Source organism: Bradyrhizobium sediminis, from assembly GCF_018736105.1.
In the GTDB taxonomy this organism is placed as follows: domain Bacteria; phylum Pseudomonadota; class Alphaproteobacteria; order Rhizobiales; family Xanthobacteraceae; genus Bradyrhizobium.
On record NZ_CP076135.1, the window covers coordinates 2,777,814 to 2,794,767 of the forward strand.

A 16,954-nucleotide genomic window follows, 5' to 3' on the forward strand; every position below is an offset into this window, starting at 1 on the left:
CGGCCGGAACCCGTGGCTGTTAGAAATTTCAGGAGAATTCCGGCCGGAGAATGAAATGGAATCGGACCCGTCGTCACGCAAGCAGAACATTGCCGTCGGCTATATTGTCGCTGCCAGCATCGGCATGCTGCTGCTGCAGTGGGTTCTGGCGACCTACAATACCGTTGACACCATTCCCTACAGCGAATTCGAGCAGCTCGTCGCCCAGGGCCATGTCACCGAGGTTGCCGTCGGCCAGGATACCATCCATGGAAAACTGAAGGACAAGTTGCCGAGCGGCAAGTCGGCCTTCGTCACCGCGCGCGTCGACGCGGCGTTGGCGGAAAAGCTGGAGGCCAAGGGCGTTCAGGTCACCGGCGTGCCGTCGGGCGGGCTGTTCCAGACCATCCTGTCATGGATCGTGCCCGGGCTGATGTTTTACCTGATCTGGGTATTCCTCGGGCGCCGGCTGGCGGATCGCCAGGGTTTTGGCGGCCTGATGTCGATCGGAAAGTCGCGGGCCAAGGTCTATGTCGAGAAGGACACCAAGGTCACCTTCGCCGACGTCGCCGGCGTCGACGAAGCAAAATTCGAACTGCAGGAGGTGGTCTCCTTCCTGAAAGATCCCAAGAGCTACGGTCGGCTTGGCGCCCATGTGCCCAAAGGGATATTGCTGGTCGGGCCGCCCGGCACCGGCAAGACCTTGCTGGCGCGGGCCGTGGCCGGCGAGGCCGGGGTGGCGTTCTTTTCCATTTCCGGCTCCGAATTCGTCGAGATGTTCGTCGGCGTCGGCGCCGCCCGGGTGCGCGATCTGTTCGAGCAGGCGCGCAAGGCCGCGCCCTGCATCATCTTCATCGACGAACTGGATGCGCTCGGACGCAGCCGCTCGCCCGGCGCCTTCGGCGGCTACGATGAAAAAGAGCAGACCCTGAACCAGCTGCTCTCCGAACTTGACGGCTTCGACCCCTCAGCGGGCGTCATCCTGCTGGCGGCGACCAATCGACCCGAAATCCTCGATCCCGCGCTGCTGCGGGCAGGACGGTTCGACCGGCAGGTGCTGGTGGACCGTCCGGACAAGGGCGGCCGTGTCGCCATTCTCAAGGTGCATGTCCGGAAAATCCGTGTCGGCAAGGATGTAGATCTCGACAAGGTCGCGGCTCTCACCACCGGCTTCACCGGCGCCGATCTCGCCAATTTGATCAACGAAGCAGCTATCGCCGCGACCAGACGCAATGCCGAAGATGTGTCGTTCGACGATTTCACGATCGCGATCGAGCGGATCGTTGCCGGGATCGAGAAGAAGAGCAGGGTGCTCAGCAAGGAGGAGCGCCGCAGGGTCGCCTATCACGAGATGGGTCACGCCCTCGTCGCCGCGAGCCTGCCGGGCGTCGATCCCGTGCAGAAAGTCTCGATCATTCCCCGCGGCGTCGGCGCGCTCGGCTACACCATGCAGCGACCGACCGAAGACCGTTTTCTGCTTTCGGCCAGCGAACTCAAGAACCGCATCGCCGTGCTGATGGGCGGTCGCGCCTCCGAGCGACTGATCTTCGATGGCGACGTCTCGACTGGTGCGGCCGACGACCTGCAGCGGGCGACCGAGATCGCCGTCGAGATGGTCACGAAATACGGCATGGATGCGAAAGTGGGGCAGCGAACGTATGCGCCCCGGCCGCAGGCCTTCCTGCCGTCCCTTCAGGATACGGTCGTCAGCGCTGCGGAAGCGACGGGGCGCGAGATCGATCTGGCCGTGCGCGATTTGATCGAGGCGGGCGACACCTGCGCGCGCGCCATTCTCGAAAGGCGGCGGGCCGATCTCGATGCCGGCGTGCAACTCTTGATCGCCAAAGAAACCCTGACCGGGGAAGAATTCGCGCCGTTGCGCCCGGTAGCCGGGCGGGAAGCTGAGAAGGCGACTGCTTGAAAGCCGCGGCGTGAGGAGCCGTAGAGCGTCTGCGAAATCCAGTTTTTGGATGCGCTGCCAAGCTCCAGCAGAGTCTGAGTCCAGGATCGAAATGAGCAGTCCAGGCATTGATGCCCCCTATTGGAGCCAGGATGCCGCCGCGCTCAGCGCGGCGTTAGGGTCTGGCCCCGGAGGCCTTCCGTCGGAGGCCGCCGCGGCGAAGCTTCGCCTGGTCGGCCCCAACAGCGTTGAGGAAGAATCGCAGCTGAGCGCACTGCGTTTGCTTCTGCGCCAATTCGAGAGTCCGCTCGTTCTCATTCTGATATTTGCCGCTGCAATTTCGCTGCTGCTACAGCAATGGGTGGACTCGGCCATCATTCTGGCGATCGTGGCCGGAAGCACGCTGCTCGGCTTCTTTCAGGAATACCGGGCATCGACGGCGGTCGAGGAATTGAAACGGCGGCTGGCGCTGACCTGCCGCGTCATGCGGGACGGCGTTGAACTGGTTGTGCCCGTGAGCGCTGTCGTGCCCGGCGATCTGATCCTGCTGTCGGCAGGCAATTTGATTCCCGCTGACGGACTGGTGATCGAGGCGGAGGATTTCCTGGTTACCGAAGCCAGCATGACGGGAGAATCCTTTCCCGTCGAAAAGCGGCCCGGGATCGTCAAGCCGGAGACCGCGCTCTCGGCCCGGACCAATGCAGTCTTTCTCGGCGCGTCGGTGCGAAGCGGAACGGCGAAGGTCCTCGTTGTCGAAACCGGTCACCGTACTGCGTTCGGGGCGATCGCGGCACGGCTCAGAACCCGCGAGCCTGAGACGGATTTTGGGCGCGGCGTGCGCCAATTCGGATACCTTCTGATCCGCGCGATGATCGTCATCGTTCTGTTCGTCCTGACCGTGAATCTGCTTCTCGGTCGCCCGGTAATCGAGTCCCTCCTGTTTGCCGTTGCGCTCGCGGTCGGTCTGTCGCCCGAACTGTTGCCGGCGATCGTCAGCGTCACCCTGTCCGCCGGCGCCCGGGCCATGAGCCTGCGCGGCGTCATCGTCCGCCGCCTGGAAGCCATCGAGAACCTCGGCAGCATGGATATTCTGTGCACCGACAAGACCGGAACGCTGACCGAGGGCACCATCGTTCTCAACGGCGTCCTCGACCCCGAAGGTCGGTCATCTCAGGAGGTCAGCCGGCTGGCCTTTCTCAATGCGGCATTCGAGACCGGTATCGAAAATCCGCTTGACGCCGCGATCATAGCAGCAGGAAAATCCGCGGGCCTGACGACGGATGGCTTTACGAAGATCGACGAAATTCCTTACGACTTTCTTCGCCGCCGGCTAACCATCGTCGTCGCGGAAGACGGCAATCCGACGCAGCACCTTATCGTTACCAAGGGTGCATTCTCAAACGTGCTCGACAACTGCTCATCGCTCGAACGGGATGCCGTCGATATCCCGCTCACGATCGAAATACGCGCTCAACTCGATGCGGTCTTTCAAGCCAAGGGGGCCGAGGGGTTCCGGGTGCTGGCTGTGGCGACCCGCAGGGTCGCGGCCAAGCCGCACTATGGTCGCGATGACGAACAAGGCATGACTTTTCGCGGGTTTCTCGTTTTTCTGGACCCGCCCAAGCTGGAAGCTCAACGAACAATCGAGGATCTCGCCCGGCTGGGTATTCGCATCAAGGTCATCAGTGGAGACAACCGCTTTGTGACGGCACATCTGGCGGCAGCCGTAGGCCTCAATGCGAAGTCGATACTCACCGGCAGCGACCTCGGGAAACTCCGGGATGAGGCGTTGTGGCACCTCGCGCCGCGGACCGATCTCTTCGTGGAAATCGATCCCCAGCAGAAGGAGCGGATCGTCCGTGCCCTGCAGAAAACCGGTCACTCGGTTGGATATCTCGGCGACGGCATCAACGACGCGCCGGCTCTGCATGCCGCCGATGTCGGCATCTCGGTCGAGGAGGCCGTGGATGTCGCCCGTGAGAGCGCCGACATTATCCTGCTGAGCCGCGATCTCGACGTCCTGCGCGTTGGCGTCGAGGACGGGAGGCGGACCTTCGCCAACACGCTCAAATACATTTCGATCACCACCAGCGCAAACTTCGGGAACATGCTGAGCATGGCGCTGGCGGCGCCGCTGCTTCCATTCCTGCCGCTGGCGGCCAAGCAAATTCTGCTGAACAATTTTCTTTCCGACGTGCCGTCGATCGCGATCTCGAGCGACAATGTCGATCGCGACCGCGTCCGCCGGCCGCAGCGCTGGCACATCGGGGAAATTCAGCGTTTCATGGTGGTCTTTGGGCTGATCAGCTCGGTGTTCGACCTCATGACATTCGCGGTGCTGCTCCTGGTCTTTCATGCCGATCAGCCCACGTTTCAGACGTTTTGGTTCATAGTCTCGCTGCTGACTGAACTTGCCGTCGTGCTTGTGCTGCGGACGCACAAACCCGCGTTTCGCAGCAAGCCCAGCGGCTTGCTGTTGTGGACTACGCTTGCGGTGGCCGCCGCCACTATCGCGATCCCGTTCCTCGGCTCCCCGGGTGCGGTGTTCGGTTTTGTGCCGCTCTCAGCTCTCCAAATGGGTACCGTCATTGTGATCGTCATCGGCTACATTGCCGCGACGGAAGCAGCGAAATTCTGGTTCTATCGAGGCAAGTCAAGGCGGGGCATTCGCATGCGGGTTAGCTGACCTGATGGAAGGTCCGCTCCGTGCTCCCGGTCGGGTAAGGGCGCCGACATGAGAATGTTTTCCCCCGCGCGCCTTGATACTGATCAAGCCGGGAAACTGCGGCGGCCCTAGCGTTACTAACGTGCTGGCGAGAGCCAGAATTTCCGAGAGGACCACATGAACAACCTCAAGATCCCGCATAATGCTTTCGTGTTCGTCGGCGATGGCCGCAAGGCCCTGTTCCTGCGCAATGATGGCGATGAGAAGTTTCCCAATCTCAAGACCGAGACGGTCTTTGCGGAGGAACATCCGTCCAGCCATGACCAGGGCACCGAGCGCCCGGGCCGCGTCAGCAAGGCTTCGCAATCGGGCCAAAGGAGCACTGTCGAGCCGACCGACTGGCACGACATCGAAGAGCACAATTTTGCACGAAAGGTTGCGGCCGCCCTGGAGCAGGTGATCCGCGAGCGCAAGGTGCAGGCGCTGGTGGTGGTGGCTCCGCCGAGGACGCTTGCCGATTTGCGCGAGGCTTTCCATGCCGACGTGAAGGCCTGTATCGTGGCCGAGATCAACAAGGATCTGACCAAGCACCCGGTGTGGGAAATCGAGAAGCATCTGACCGGCGATGCCAATTCGCACTGAGGCATCGCGGCGGCCGGCGGAGGGGCACATGCGCGACTCAAGCAGAGCGAGGAATTCCGCGGCGGCGTCGCCGCCGCGAAAGGGCCCGCCTTCGGAGCAAACCGATGAGGCACCGGGCCTGATCGACAAGGATCGCGTCGACGTCGAGCGCGAAATCCCCGCGGAGGACAATCAGCCCATCGAAGGCGCCGAGCCGCATCAGCGGCCCGATCCGCCGGCATTCGAGGACTGAAAGCGTCGTCGTGTGCCCGGACCTATGACGGGGCGCCGGACACGGCGACCTTCTCGTCCTTCGCCAGCCGGCCGTCGACGACATGAATCCGGCGGTGCATCTGGGCAGCCAGATTGAGATCGTGGGTGACGGCGACCACGGTCTTTCCGCGCAGCGCCACCAAGTCGCGCAGCATGCCGAATACCTGCGTGGTGGAGACCGAATCCAGGCTTCCGGTCGGTTCATCCGCGAGGATGACGGGGGGATCGTTGGCCAACGCCCGCGCCACCGCGACGCGCTGCCGCTGGCCGCCGGACAATTGATCCGGGGTCTTGTGGCGATGATCGCCGAGCCCGAACGATTCCAGGAGTTCCTCGGCGCGTGCGGTGATGGCGCGCGGCGACAATTTGCCCAGCGCCCGCATCGGCAATGCGACATTTTCGGTGATCGAGAATTCCGGCAACAGAAAATGAAACTGGAAGACGAAGCCGAGGCGGGTAAGCCGCACTTTCGCGCGCGCGTCCTCGGTCATTGCGGTGGTGGAATGGCCGTCGATCAGGACTGCGCCCGATGTCGGAATATCCAACAGCCCCAGCAGGTACAGCAGCGACGATTTACCGGAGCCGGACGGACCGGTGATGGCGATGAACTCGCGCGGCATGATGGAGAGGTCGATGTCCTGCACCAGGGTGACCGGGACGATCCCGGAGAGGACCTTGGTCACGCCACGGGCCTCGATCAGCGCCGTGCTCATGTCGCGCCCCGGATGATATCGACGGGGTGCAGCCGCGCCGCGGATCGGGCCGGGAAATAGCCGGCCACCAGGCTCGACACCAGCGCCACGCCGGTGGCGAGCAGATAGTGTTTGACCGAATAGAGCACCGGCAGGTGGTTGTAGTCGGAAAACGGGGTCTTGAATTCCAGCGACGCCAGCCCGCGGGTCAGGAGATAGCCGAAGATCCAGCCCAGCACGGCGCCGACCAGACCGACCAGCAGTGCCTCGACGATGAAGACGGTCCGGATGATCTGCTCCCTGAAGCCCAGCGATTTCAGGATGGCGATGTCGCGGGTCTTCTCATGAGTGATGGTGGAAATGATGTTGTAGGTGCCGAAACTCGCAACCAGGAGGATCGCGCCGACGATGGTATACATCAGCACGTTGCGCAGCGTGATCGCCGACAGGAGATCCTCCTGGGCTTCCTGCCAGGAGATTGACTTATAGCCGGTCTGTTCACCGATCCGCTCCGAGATCAGGCGGGCCGCCATCGGATCGTGGGTGCGCACGCGGATCTCGTTGACGATGCCGGTCTGCTTTTCCAGGATCTGCGCGGTCTTGAGCAGGACATAGCCGGTGGTCTCGTCGGTCATGCGGAAGCCGGTATGGAAGGTGCCGACCACGGTGGCGTTCATGGTGGCGCCTTCGGCGGAAGCCAGCGTAATGTTGGAGTTGACCCGCGCGCCGATCTTGTTGGCAAGGCGGTCGCCGAGCAGGATGGCGTTGGACGAGCGATACAGCGAGTGCAGCGTTCCCTGCTTCATGTGGGTCGCCAGATTGGAGACATCGGCCTCGGTGCGGGGATCGATGCCGATGATCGAGATGGTCAGGTTGCGCCCGGCAAACCGCAGCACCGCCTTCGACTGTACCGACGGCGTCAGCGCGCCCGGCACCCAGCTATGCAGCGACGCGATTGTGGCCATCGGATTCTTGATGCCTGGGCGCCGGACGTCCGGCGTCAGGCCGTGGAATTCGGCGGCGGCGTAGGCGATATCCGCCGGTTGCCGCGTCGGCTGCCGAAGTTCATCGGTGATCGAAATATGCGGCAGCGCGTCGACCAGGGTCCGGATGAAATCGTCCTGCGATCCCTCCATCATTGCCGCCATCATCACGGAGAATCCGACGCCGGTCATGACGCCGGCAATCGCCACCAATGTCTGGCGGGCGCGGTGGCGGACATGAGTCCAGGCTATGGACAGGATCAGGTTCACCGCACGGCCGGCTCGGCGAGCAACGGCCGGACCCGCGACCCGTCCTTGATATTGGTGGTGGCAGGCGAGGCGACCAGTTCACCCTCGCTGGCGCCAGCGACGATCTCGACGAAACCTGTGCCGCGAATGCCGGTCTCTACCTTGTGCAGGCGCGCCCGATCGTTTTTGATCGTCAGCAGGCTGTTGCTGACCACGGCGTTGGCGGGGACCAGCAGGACATCCTGCTTCTCCCGGCTGACGATGTTGGCTTCGACGCTCATGCCGACCCGCAACGGCGTGTCTTCGGGCAGGCCAATGCGGACGCGGAACGTTTTGGAGACGGGGTCGCCGGCCGGCGTAATCTGTTTCACGAAGCCCGGGAGCACTTGATTGGCGAAGGCGTCGGTGCGCAGCAGCGCTTTCTGGCCGACCTGAACGCGGGGGATATCCTCCTCGTTGACGTCGGCGACCACCCATAGCGGCTTTTCCAGGCCGACGCGGTAGAGAATCGTGCCGGGGTCGACCATGTCGCCGACTTCGCCGTCCTCCTTGAGGACGGTGCCGTCCATCGGCGAGACCAGTTTGAAGTATTCCAGCCGCTGGGCCTGTGCGGCGATCTGGGCATGGATCCGGGCAAGGTCGCTTTCGGCGCGCTGATAGGCCTGCGAGGTCGCGACTCCGCGCGCCAGCAATTGCGACTGGCGGTCAAATTCCCGGCGCTGGAATTCCTCCAGCGCGCGCAGGTCGTTCAGCGTAGCCAGCGCCTCCTTGTCGTCGAGGCGGGCGAGGACATCGCCCTTCTTGACGCTTTTTCCCTCGCATCGGCAGCGTTCGATGATGCGGCCGCGAACCAGCGGCGTCGAGCGCGACCAGGTCTCGGGTTCGACCGCGCCGGTGGCATAGACGATTTCAGCGGCGGCGCCGCGGGTGACCCGAACCACCGTGATGGCCGGACCGCGCGACATCCACCACGCGACGGCCGCCAGCGCGGCGGCTAGCATCACCGCCATCAGCAGTTTCCACGGAGATGGACGCCGGTCGTCCGCCGCCGGCCCGGTTGCGGTTTCCGTCGTTTCGGTTGGCGCCACCCTCATGTCCATGATCGATCAAACCCCGGCTGATCGCGGCACGGGGTTAGCCATTGGTCGCCCCGCTTGCCGCCGCTACTCTCGGGGGAGCGATTTTGAAATGCTTCTTGGCATAGGCGACGATCTCGCGATCGCTGGGATGATCGGCGGGCTCCACGGCAACGATGCGATCGCCGATCTTCGAATGTTGCTCGCGGAGGAATTTGGCAAGCTCCGCCTTGGCGCCGGCAGGGCCGATGATCAGGATTTCGCTGGCGTCGCTGACGGCGTTCATGACCTGCGTCAGAAATTCCTTGTCCGGCGCCGCATGGCCGCTGCCGATCGAGCCGGCCTTGTGGTGCAGGTGCTTGGTGGGCAGATGCGGGTGCATGACCATCTCGTCATCGCCGGTGCGTCCGACATGGAACATCTTGGCTTGCTCATGATCGATCCAGACGATCGCGTGGAAGTGAGTCGGCATATTCGATCCTTTTTTGTGCAGCGATCGGCTGGTATCAACCGAATGGATACGCGCGCATGAGGCATTTTTGAGCCCCACGGCGTATTAAAAGAAAAAATACCGCAATGCGGAATCGGTCGATTGATTCAAGTCAATCGAACCGATGATGTCCTGCCGCGATCAGTGGACCAGAAGCGTGCAGATCGAGCTGTGCTGCAGAAGGTGGCGCGTCACCCCGCCGAATATCCACTCGCTCAGACGGGTGTGTCCGTAAGCTCCGGCGACGATGATATCGGCCCTCGCTTCGGACGCGATGGCTTCGAGCTGGCTGCCGGGGGCGCCGGCGGACGGTTCGACCCGCGCCGACGCCGGGACGTTATGGCGCTGGAGCCATTTCGCCACGTCGGCGACGCGCTCATTGGCAGCGCTCCGCTCGCTCTCGTCGGAGGCGATCTCGACGATGATCAGTTCCTTGGCTCGCTTGAGCAGCGGAAGCGCCGCCGGAAGCGCCCGCCGCGCCTCGGCGGAATCCTTCCACGCAATCAGGATGCGATTGAAGGCGAGGCAGGTGCTGTGGGGCGGCACGACCAATACCGGCCTGCCTGCCTTCATGACGGCGTCGCCGATCTCGAGCAGATGGTTTGGTCCGAGCCGATTATAATTCTCGGCGCGGCCGACCACCAGGATGTCCGCGGCCCGGGCTTCCTGCACGAGAAAATCCGCGGGGTAGGCGGCGTCCGAGCGCCATTCCAGCGCACCGTTGAAGTCCTTCAGTGCCGACCGGAAGTGACTCTCACAGCGGCCGATGGCCTGGTTCAGCTGTTCGTAATCGGCTTCGAGCACGTTCGACGCGATCATGCCGTCGGCATGAATCGGCACGTTGGGAAGGCCGGCGGTGACTCCGATCACTTTCGACTTGAACCGGTCGGCCAGCTCGCAGGTCACGCGCAGGGCGGGCTCGCTGTATTGTTCGAGGTCGAGATGCACCATGACCGTCTTGTACGTCACGCCGCCCTCCCGGTTCAGTGCGAAATCAACGCCGGGACGGTGAGCGATTCGAACATGCCGCGCGTCGCGCCGCCGAGGACGAACTCCCGAAATCTGGAATGCCCGTAGCCGCCCATCACGATCAGATCGGTGTCGTTGTCGGCGGCCAGTGACAGAATCGCGTTGTGGATATTGGATGTGGCTGCCGTCAGCCGGTGAGGGGTTGCGGGCAAATCGCGCCGGGCGAGGTGGGTGATAAATGCCGCCAATGATGCTTCGCCGACGGTATCTTCATCCTCGTTGACGGTCACGACGTCGATGGCCTTCGCCTTGCGCAGAAACGGTCCGGCATTTTGGACCGCCCGCGCCGCCGGCGCGCGACCGTCCCAGCAGATCAGCACGCGATCGGCCTTGAAAGCACCCCGGTTGATATAGGGCACCATCAGCATCGGCCGTCCAGATCCGAACAGCACCGCCTCCGAGATGAAATCGGTCTGGCTCGGCTTCGAGCTGTCGGGTTGACCGACGATGTTCAGATCGTAGAGGCGCGACAGTTCGGTCACGGTGCGGGTCGCGGCATAGGAAACGTTGAACGTGCTCTTGGCGTCATGTGGAATATTGAGGCGTCTTGTCACGATCTCGAACTGGTCGAGCACGACGGCGGCCTGCTCGACGCCGGTTTCGTACTGAGCGGCCATGACGACGGCGGATGCCTCGAACGCAATCATCGGATTCAGGGCCTGATAGGCGCATGCGATGCCGTCGAGATGGGCTTCGAAGAGACCGGCGACTGCCGCGGCGCAGTCGATCAGAGGGCCGGCCGGCCGATCGACGGGAAGAAGGACGGCGATATCGTTCAACATGCTGGGTCGCTTTCTGGCTAGGTGGCCTGATTTCACAGGAAACGATTATGCCCGCCGATGCCCGGGGCATTTTGATCTATCTCATGCCAGACGCCCGACGCTGGTCGAGCCCAATCCAAAAAAAATCAGGCACGCCGGTTGACCGACGCACCTGATTTTCTGTTCCTATCGGGCGTAGCGAATACGCCGATTCAAACTGCAATCAATACGGGCAGATCACCCGGCCCCAGCGCGGGCTGAAATAGCAGCCGCGACCGCGCACGATTGGGGGCGCGACATAGATGCCATAGCCGCGACCATAGCCTCTGCCGCGATAATAGCCCCTGCCACGATAATAGCCGCGGCCTCGACCGCGGCCCCACTGGGCTTCCGCCGACGAAGTGGATGCCGCCAGGAAGAGACCCGACGTGCCGACGACGCTGACCATGTAAACGAAGACCAAAGCCGCCGCGGCGATGATGCGCGAAACGATATTGTAGCGTTTAGCCATTAGGGATCTCCTGGGTCATTCCAATCGCCGTCAACTCTCAGCCGATCTCAGCCAAATTCTCCGGCAGCTTATAAGTTCACCAGAAAAATGTTGTTCTTGTGACTTTTCAACATGCTATTGGGAAGCTCAAGTGAGGTCAAGTTACGGTGTCTGTCGGCCGAACATGGGAAAGAGGTTCAAACATCCGACTGCATTTGAACAAATTGTGCATTGCGCCATCCCCGCCTTCGACGATGCGCCGATTCCGCCAAAATGTGCACCAATCCTGCCCAAACGAATCCTGGCAAAACTAGGATTGCCCCTCGCGTCCCGACATTGATCCAGATCAAATCAGATCCCCTCAAAAGAGTGCCGATGCCCAAACAACACACCTATGTTCTCGGCCTGAATACCTACGACCACGATGTGAGTGCCTGCCTGCTGCGCGACGGCGCCATTGCCTTCGCGATCGCCAAGGAACGGATCACGCGCGAAAAGCACGCTACGGGATTCTACCAGGAGGTGATCGACTATTGCCTGAATGCCGAGGGCATTACGCTTGACGACGTCGATCTGGTCGTCCGCAATTGCTACATTCTTCCAGTCCCGGAAATGGAGGAACGGCTGGTCTATCAGGACATGCCGGGCTTCCTGCCCCCACACGAGCGTGCCGGGGCTCCAAAGCATCCGCTGTACCTGTCGCATTCCGATAAAGTTGTCTCGATCTCCCACCATCTGGCGCACGCCTACAGCGCCTTTGCGGTATCGCCGTTCGAGGAAGGCGTCGTCATGATCGTCGACGGCGTCGGCAGCTATCAATCCGACGTCATGGAGCCCTATCCGCCGACCGACACCGCCACGCCGCTCGCCCGCGAGTCCGAGAGCTATTACAAGTTCAGCGGCTCGAAACTCGAATGCCTGAAGAAGGTCTGGATGGAGCCCGATCGCGGCTTCCTGAGCGACGAATTCTACAACATGCCCGGACTTGGCGCGCTCTACAGCCGGGCCTCGACCTACATTTTCGGCGATTGGAACAAGTGCGGTGAGCTGATGGGGCTCGCACCATATGGCCGGAAGGAGCAGGTCAGGCATCTGCTCGAACTGACCGACGGCAAGCTGCACGTCCCGCACTGGACCAGGGAATTCAACCAGCCCTACGTCATGGACGGCGACGAGAAATGGGAAACCAGCCCGTCGATGCGGCATTGGGAGGATATTGCCTGGCGGGTGCAGGACGACACCGAAAACGTGCTGCTCGCCCGCGCCCGGTGGCTGCGCGAAACAACCGGCGCCAAGAACCTCACCATCGCCGGCGGCGTCGCGCTGAACTGCGTCGCCAATGGCCGTGTGGCGCGGGAGGCCGGGTTCGAGAACGTCTGGATCCAGCCGGCGGCCGGCGATGACGGCATCGCGATCGGCTGCGCCTATTACGGCTGGCTCGAAATTCTGAAACGGCGCCGCGCCTTCGTGATGGATCATTCCTATGTCGGCAGACGCTACACCGATCAGGACGTCAGCGACGCCGGCGCGAAGTTTCTGGTGCGCATTCAAACCTCGGCGGTGCGCAGCGAAGATATCTGCCGCGACACGGCAAAACTATTGGCCGAGCAGAAGGTGATCGGCTGGTTCCAGGGGGCTTCCGAATTCGGACCGCGCGCGCTCGGCAATCGCAGCCTGCTGGCCGACCCGCGCAAGGCTGGCATGAAGGACATCCTGAACAGCCGCGTCAAGCACCGCCAGCCGTTCCGTCCCTTCGCGCCGATCGTTCTCGCCGAACGGGCCGGAGAGATATTCGAAGGCGACGAGGATTCGCCGTTCATGCTGATCGCCAAGCGCGTCCGTCCGGAGTGGCGCGACCGGATTCCGGCGATCGTTCATGTCGACGGAACCGCGCGCGTTCAGACCGTCCGCGCGGAGACCAATCCGGTACTGTACCGCCTGCTGAAGGAGTTCGAGGCGCTGACCGGGGTTCCCGTGCTGATCAATACGTCATTCAACGTCAAGGGCGAACCGATCGTGGAAACGCCGCGCGACGCCATGATCTGCTTCCTGACGACGGGGATCGACAACCTGATCCTGCACGACACCGTGGTCTCGAAAAACGCATGGCACAGGGTCGTCGGACCGCTGGTCGGCATTTACACCGATGTGGCCAACCTGGTGCTGTCGAGCACCCGCCCGGCATGACCGGCCGCTCCGCCTGATCCGCCGGCGCGGCCCTCCCGGGGCGAATTCAGCCTGATATCAGCTGGTTTTGGCCGCCGCGGGTTTGGGCAGCGGCTTGTCCTGCCTTTTCGACCAGGAGATGTAGTAGGCGACGCAGGTCATCATCGCGATACCGGTCACGCTGACGAAAATCTGCGCGAACAGCGAGCCCGAGCTCATCATCAGTTCGAAATGCCCGACGAAGGACAGGAATACGCCGACGCAGAACACGGCGAGCGACTGCTGGCCGCAGACCACGAGCGGATCGAACACCTTCCATTCCAGGCCCGGCCAGTCCTTCGGCACGAAACGGATCACCATGATCACGATCACCACGAAATGCAGAAAGCGGTAGGGCGCCAGGAAGGTCTTGTCGTTCGGATTGAAGGTCGAATAGAGCCAGTGCGGGAACAGCGCACCGAAATCCGGGAATTTGCCGGCCATCGTCATGACCAGCGCAAGGATCAAATAGGCGATGCACAGATACAGCGTGATCGGTAGATCGATGAGCCAGCGAGACCTCTTGGCGCCACCGAGTGCGCACCATGAACCGAATACGAACAGCACCTGCCAGCAGTATGGATTGAAGTACCACGCCCCGGCAGGATAGGCCCGGAAATTCCATTCGAAATAGCGGGCCGCGAGCCACAATGCGATCGATGCCAGCATGGTCAGGTCGGGCTGGCGCAGCATTAGCCACAGCACCGGCGGAAACAATCCCATCAGCACGATATAGAGCGGGAGCACGTCGAGGTTGACGGGCTTGAACTTGAGCAGCAGGCCCTGGCGCAGCGTTTCGATCGCCTGGTCGCCGGCGAGGCCCGCGAGGTTGAATTCGCTGATGATCTCCGGATCGCTGTAACGTAGCGCAACGTAACCGATCGCCACGATGTAGATCACGAACAGGAAGACGTGGGCGACGTAGAGCTGCCAGACCCGCTTGGTCAGGCGGGTGGCGCCGACGATGAAGCCGCGTTCGATCATCATCCGGGCGTAGACAAAGGAGGCGGTATAGCCGGAGATGAAGACGAACAGATCAGCGGCATCGCTGAAACCATAATTCCGGGTGGTGATCCAGTTCACGACATTGTCGGGGATGTGATCGAGGTAAATCGCCCAGTTCGCGACGCCGCGAAACAGATCGAGCCGGAGGTCGCGTCCTTTTTCGGGCAGGGTGGCGTTGATTTTCATGGGTCCGTTTCGAAGCGATGCTTTGGATGATATCGAGCCGCAGGCGAGGGGGGCCTCAGCCGCGCGGCCGGCCAAGATTGTCACAACGCAGCATAATGACTATACCGATCCGGAAAATGTACCATCCGGGGTCAGAATCACCGATCAAATTCCTGAAAGGTGTCTCTATACTATCCCGGCCGTTTCCACCACGCGCTTACATGCCGCAGATCCAACGGGGCCCGACCATCCATGACCGCACGCATCTCTAAGCCCGCCAAAAACGCGATGCAATCGGGGAAGGCCAAGACCAGGGAGTGGCAGCTGGATTACGAGCCCGAGCAGCCGCGGGCGATCGAGCCGTTGATGGGCTGGACCTCGTCCGGCGACATGAAGCAGCAGCTCACCATTCGCTTCCACACCAAGGAAGACGCCGTAGCCTATTGCGAGCGCGAGGGCATCCCCTACCAGGTGATCGAGCCGAAGGAGCCGGCCCGCCGCCAGGCCGCCTATGCCGACAATTTTGCATTCCGGCGCGGCGAACCCTGGACCCACTAGGGGGCGGCATCCATTTGGCGAGGCCGTGAAATTGCCGGAGGGAATGTCGGGAAAAAGACATTTCAGAGGGGCGTTTTGACCTAATAGCGCTAGTGTCGCCCCGGGCACGATCCCTTCGCAAAGTCGAGGTTGCGCCAGACGGCGACCCAATGACATCTTAACGCAAGCCCGATGCCGGATTGCGGCGCACCATAACTGCGGAAAAACATGCCGCTTCATTCCACGATCGACACCACCTCGTCCGATTTTGCCCGCAACGCCGAGGTCATGCGCGCGCTGGTCGCCGAACTTCGTCAAAAGCTCGATTCCGTGGCCGGCGGCGGCGGCGAAGTCTCGCGCAACAGGCATACCTCGCGCGGCAAGATGCTGGCGCGCGAGCGCGTCGATCTTCTGATCGATCCCGGCACGGCGTTTCTCGAATTATCGCCGCTGGCGGCGCACGGCCTCTATGGCGGCGACGTGCATTCGGCGAGCGTCATCACCGGCGTCGGGCGGATATCGGGGCGCGAATGCGTCGTGGTTGCCAACGATGCGACCATCAAGGGCGGTACCTATTACCCGATGACGGTGAAGAAGCATCTGCGCGCCCAGGATATCGCGCGGCAGAACAATCTGCCCTGCGTCTACATGGTCGATTCCGGCGGCGCCTTCCTGCCGATGCAGGACGAGATTTTTCCGGACGAGCGGCATTTTGGCCGCATCTTCTACAACCAGGCGCAGATGTCGGCGCAGGGCATCCCGCAGATCGCCATCGTGATGGGTTCCTGCACCGCCGGCGGCGCCTATGTCCCGGCGATGTCGGACGAGAGCATCATCGTACGCAATCAGGGCACGATTTTTCTCGGCGGTCCGCCGCTGGTGAAGGCGGCGACCGGCGAGGTGGTGACGGCGGAAGAACTCGGCGGCGCCGACGTGCACTCGCGGCAATCCGGGGTCACCGACCACTACGCCCAGAACGACAGTCACGCCATCGGCATTGCCCGGCGCATCGTCGCCACGCTGAAGCAGCCGACACGCGCTAATCTGAACATGCGCGCGCCGCGCGAGCCGCTGTTTGCGCCGGAAGAGATCTATGGCGTCGTCTCCGCCGACGGCCGCAAGCCGTTCGACGTGCACGACATCATCGCGCGGCTGGTCGACGGATCGGAATTCGACGAATTCAAGAAGCTTTACGGCCAGACCCTGATCTGCGGCTTCGCCCATATCTGGGGCTATCCGGTCGGCATCATCGCCAACAACGGCATCCTGTTCAGCGAGAGTTCGCTGAAGGGCGCGCATTTCATCGAGCTGTGCTGCCAGCGCAATATCCCGCTGGTGTTCCTGCAGAACATCACCGGCTTCATGGTCGGCAAGAAATACGAGGCCGGCGGCATCGCGCGCGACGGCGCCAAGCTGGTGACGGCGGTGGCCACCGCCGGCGTGCCGAAATTCACCGTCGTGATCGGCGGCTCCTACGGCGCCGGCAATTACGGCATGTGCGGCCGCGCCTACAGCCCGCGCTTCCTCTGGATGTGGCCCAACGCCCGCATCTCCGTGATGGGCGGCGAACAGGCATCGATGGTGCTGAGCCAGGTCCGGCGCGACAACATCGAGGCCAAGGGCGATACCTGGTCGACTGAAGAGGAAGACAAGTTCCGCAAGCCGATCCGCGACCAGTATGAAAGCCAGGGCAGTCCCTATTACGCCACCGCCCGGATCTGGGATGACGGCGTGATCGATCCAGCCGATACAAGGCTGGTGCTCGGCCTCGGCCTGTCGGCGGCGGCGAATGCGCCGATCGAGCCGACGCGCTTCGGCCTGTTCAGGATGTGAC

15 protein-coding genes are annotated in these 16,954 nt (G+C 62.4%); 7 read left to right on the forward strand and 8 right to left on the reverse strand.

Features of this window, described 5'->3' with window-relative positions:
* The first annotated feature begins 55 nt into the window (after positions 1 to 55).
* The 4 genes from ftsH to KMZ68_RS13265 all read left to right on the forward strand — a co-directional run bounded on the left by ftsH (position 56) and on the right by KMZ68_RS13265 (position 5,418).
* Positions 56 to 1,900 (forward strand): ATP-dependent zinc metalloprotease FtsH, encoded by a 1,845-nt coding sequence (ftsH, locus tag KMZ68_RS13250; protein ID WP_215611762.1) that lies wholly within the window; start codon positions 56 to 58, stop codon positions 1,898 to 1,900.
* A 91-nt stretch (positions 1,901 to 1,991) separates the two neighbouring features.
* On the forward strand, positions 1,992 to 4,565 hold the full coding sequence (gene mgtA, locus KMZ68_RS13255; protein WP_249779354.1) for a magnesium-translocating P-type ATPase: 2,574 nt from the start codon (positions 1,992 to 1,994) through the stop codon (positions 4,563 to 4,565).
* Positions 4,566 to 4,721: 156 nt separating this feature from the next.
* Complete coding sequence (locus tag KMZ68_RS13260; RefSeq protein WP_215611763.1) at positions 4,722 to 5,186, forward strand: baeRF12 domain-containing protein; 465 nt, start codon at positions 4,722 to 4,724, stop codon at positions 5,184 to 5,186.
* Between the two features lie 28 nt (positions 5,187 to 5,214).
* A complete protein-coding gene (locus KMZ68_RS13265) occupies positions 5,215 to 5,418 on the forward strand; it encodes a hypothetical protein (RefSeq protein WP_215611764.1) in 204 nt (67 codons plus the stop codon).
* Between the two features lie 22 nt (positions 5,419 to 5,440).
* On the opposite strand, the gene KMZ68_RS13270 is transcribed toward KMZ68_RS13265, so the two are convergent.
* From KMZ68_RS13270 to KMZ68_RS13300, 7 genes are all read right to left on the reverse strand, one after another.
* A complete protein-coding gene (locus KMZ68_RS13270; RefSeq protein ID WP_215611765.1) occupies positions 5,441 to 6,151 on the reverse strand; it encodes an ABC transporter ATP-binding protein in 711 nt (236 codons plus the stop codon).
* Positions 6,148 to 7,383 (reverse strand): ABC transporter permease, encoded by a 1,236-nt coding sequence (locus tag KMZ68_RS13275; protein ID WP_215611766.1) that lies wholly within the window; start codon positions 7,381 to 7,383, stop codon positions 6,148 to 6,150. Before KMZ68_RS13275 ends, KMZ68_RS13270 begins: the two co-directional genes overlap by 4 nt.
* The gene (locus KMZ68_RS13280) at positions 7,380 to 8,372 is read right to left on the reverse strand and encodes an efflux RND transporter periplasmic adaptor subunit (RefSeq protein WP_249779355.1); all 993 of its coding nucleotides are present in this window, start codon (positions 8,370 to 8,372) and stop codon (positions 7,380 to 7,382) included. Before KMZ68_RS13280 ends, KMZ68_RS13275 begins: the two co-directional genes overlap by 4 nt.
* A 124-nt stretch (positions 8,373 to 8,496) precedes the next feature.
* Positions 8,497 to 8,910, reverse strand: coding sequence for a translational machinery protein (locus KMZ68_RS13285; RefSeq protein WP_215611768.1), 414 nt, complete (start codon positions 8,908 to 8,910; stop codon positions 8,497 to 8,499).
* A 159-nt stretch (positions 8,911 to 9,069) separates the two neighbouring features.
* Positions 9,070 to 9,897 (reverse strand): universal stress protein, encoded by an 828-nt coding sequence (locus KMZ68_RS13290; RefSeq protein WP_215611769.1) that lies wholly within the window; start codon positions 9,895 to 9,897, stop codon positions 9,070 to 9,072.
* Between the two features lie 14 nt (positions 9,898 to 9,911).
* On the reverse strand, positions 9,912 to 10,739 hold the full coding sequence (locus KMZ68_RS13295; protein ID WP_215611770.1) for a universal stress protein: 828 nt from the start codon (positions 10,737 to 10,739) through the stop codon (positions 9,912 to 9,914).
* A 202-nt stretch (positions 10,740 to 10,941) separates the two neighbouring features.
* Positions 10,942 to 11,229 carry a hypothetical protein gene (locus tag KMZ68_RS13300; RefSeq protein ID WP_215611771.1) on the reverse strand — a complete coding sequence of 96 codons (288 nt, stop codon included), beginning with the start codon at positions 11,227 to 11,229 and terminating at the stop codon, positions 10,942 to 10,944.
* A 354-nt stretch (positions 11,230 to 11,583) separates the two neighbouring features.
* Here KMZ68_RS13300 and KMZ68_RS13305 point away from each other — a divergent pair, with 354 nt between their 5' ends.
* Positions 11,584 to 13,395, forward strand: coding sequence for a carbamoyltransferase family protein (locus KMZ68_RS13305; protein WP_215611772.1), 1,812 nt, complete (start codon positions 11,584 to 11,586; stop codon positions 13,393 to 13,395).
* Between the two features lie 57 nt (positions 13,396 to 13,452).
* Here the strand turns inward: KMZ68_RS13305 and KMZ68_RS13310 are convergent, their stop codons facing one another.
* Positions 13,453 to 14,604 (reverse strand): OpgC domain-containing protein, encoded by a 1,152-nt coding sequence (locus tag KMZ68_RS13310; RefSeq protein WP_215611773.1) that lies wholly within the window; start codon positions 14,602 to 14,604, stop codon positions 13,453 to 13,455.
* A gap of 231 nt (positions 14,605 to 14,835) precedes the next feature.
* On the opposite strand from KMZ68_RS13310, the gene KMZ68_RS13315 reads away from it, so the two are divergent.
* Together KMZ68_RS13315 and KMZ68_RS13320 are read left to right on the forward strand one after the other, a co-directional pair.
* Positions 14,836 to 15,141 (forward strand): ETC complex I subunit, encoded by a 306-nt coding sequence (locus KMZ68_RS13315; RefSeq protein ID WP_215611774.1) that lies wholly within the window; start codon positions 14,836 to 14,838, stop codon positions 15,139 to 15,141.
* Positions 15,142 to 15,348: 207 nt separating this feature from the next.
* On the forward strand, positions 15,349 to 16,953 hold the full coding sequence (locus KMZ68_RS13320; protein ID WP_215611775.1) for a carboxyl transferase domain-containing protein: 1,605 nt from the start codon (positions 15,349 to 15,351) through the stop codon (positions 16,951 to 16,953).
* Position 16,954 lies beyond the last annotated feature (1 nt).

Bases quoted from the DNA above. Each gene is read 5' to 3' on its own strand.
- KMZ68_RS13305 (WP_215611772.1), top strand. From the start codon at position 11,584: ATGCCCAAACAACACACCTATGTTCTCGGCCTGAATACCTACGACCAC.
- KMZ68_RS13295 (WP_215611770.1), bottom strand. From the start codon at position 10,739: ATGTTGAACGATATCGCCGTCCTTCTTCCCGTCGATCGGCCGGCCGGC.
- KMZ68_RS13320 (WP_215611775.1), top strand. From the start codon at position 15,349: ATGCCGCTTCATTCCACGATCGACACCACCTCGTCCGATTTTGCCCGC.
- KMZ68_RS13310 (WP_215611773.1), bottom strand. From the start codon at position 14,604: ATGAAAATCAACGCCACCCTGCCCGAAAAAGGACGCGACCTCCGGCTC.
- KMZ68_RS13260 (WP_215611763.1), top strand. From the start codon at position 4,722: ATGAACAACCTCAAGATCCCGCATAATGCTTTCGTGTTCGTCGGCGAT.
- KMZ68_RS13315 (WP_215611774.1), top strand. From the start codon at position 14,836: ATGACCGCACGCATCTCTAAGCCCGCCAAAAACGCGATGCAATCGGGG.
- ftsH (WP_215611762.1), top strand. From the start codon at position 56: ATGGAATCGGACCCGTCGTCACGCAAGCAGAACATTGCCGTCGGCTAT.
- KMZ68_RS13270 (WP_215611765.1), bottom strand. From the start codon at position 6,151: ATGAGCACGGCGCTGATCGAGGCCCGTGGCGTGACCAAGGTCCTCTCC.
- KMZ68_RS13265 (WP_215611764.1), top strand. From the start codon at position 5,215: ATGCGCGACTCAAGCAGAGCGAGGAATTCCGCGGCGGCGTCGCCGCCG.
- KMZ68_RS13280 (WP_249779355.1), bottom strand. From the start codon at position 8,372: ATGGCGGTGATGCTAGCCGCCGCGCTGGCGGCCGTCGCGTGGTGGATG.
- mgtA (WP_249779354.1), top strand. From the start codon at position 1,992: ATGAGCAGTCCAGGCATTGATGCCCCCTATTGGAGCCAGGATGCCGCC.
- KMZ68_RS13285 (WP_215611768.1), bottom strand. From the start codon at position 8,910: ATGCCGACTCACTTCCACGCGATCGTCTGGATCGATCATGAGCAAGCC.
- KMZ68_RS13300 (WP_215611771.1), bottom strand. From the start codon at position 11,229: ATGGCTAAACGCTACAATATCGTTTCGCGCATCATCGCCGCGGCGGCT.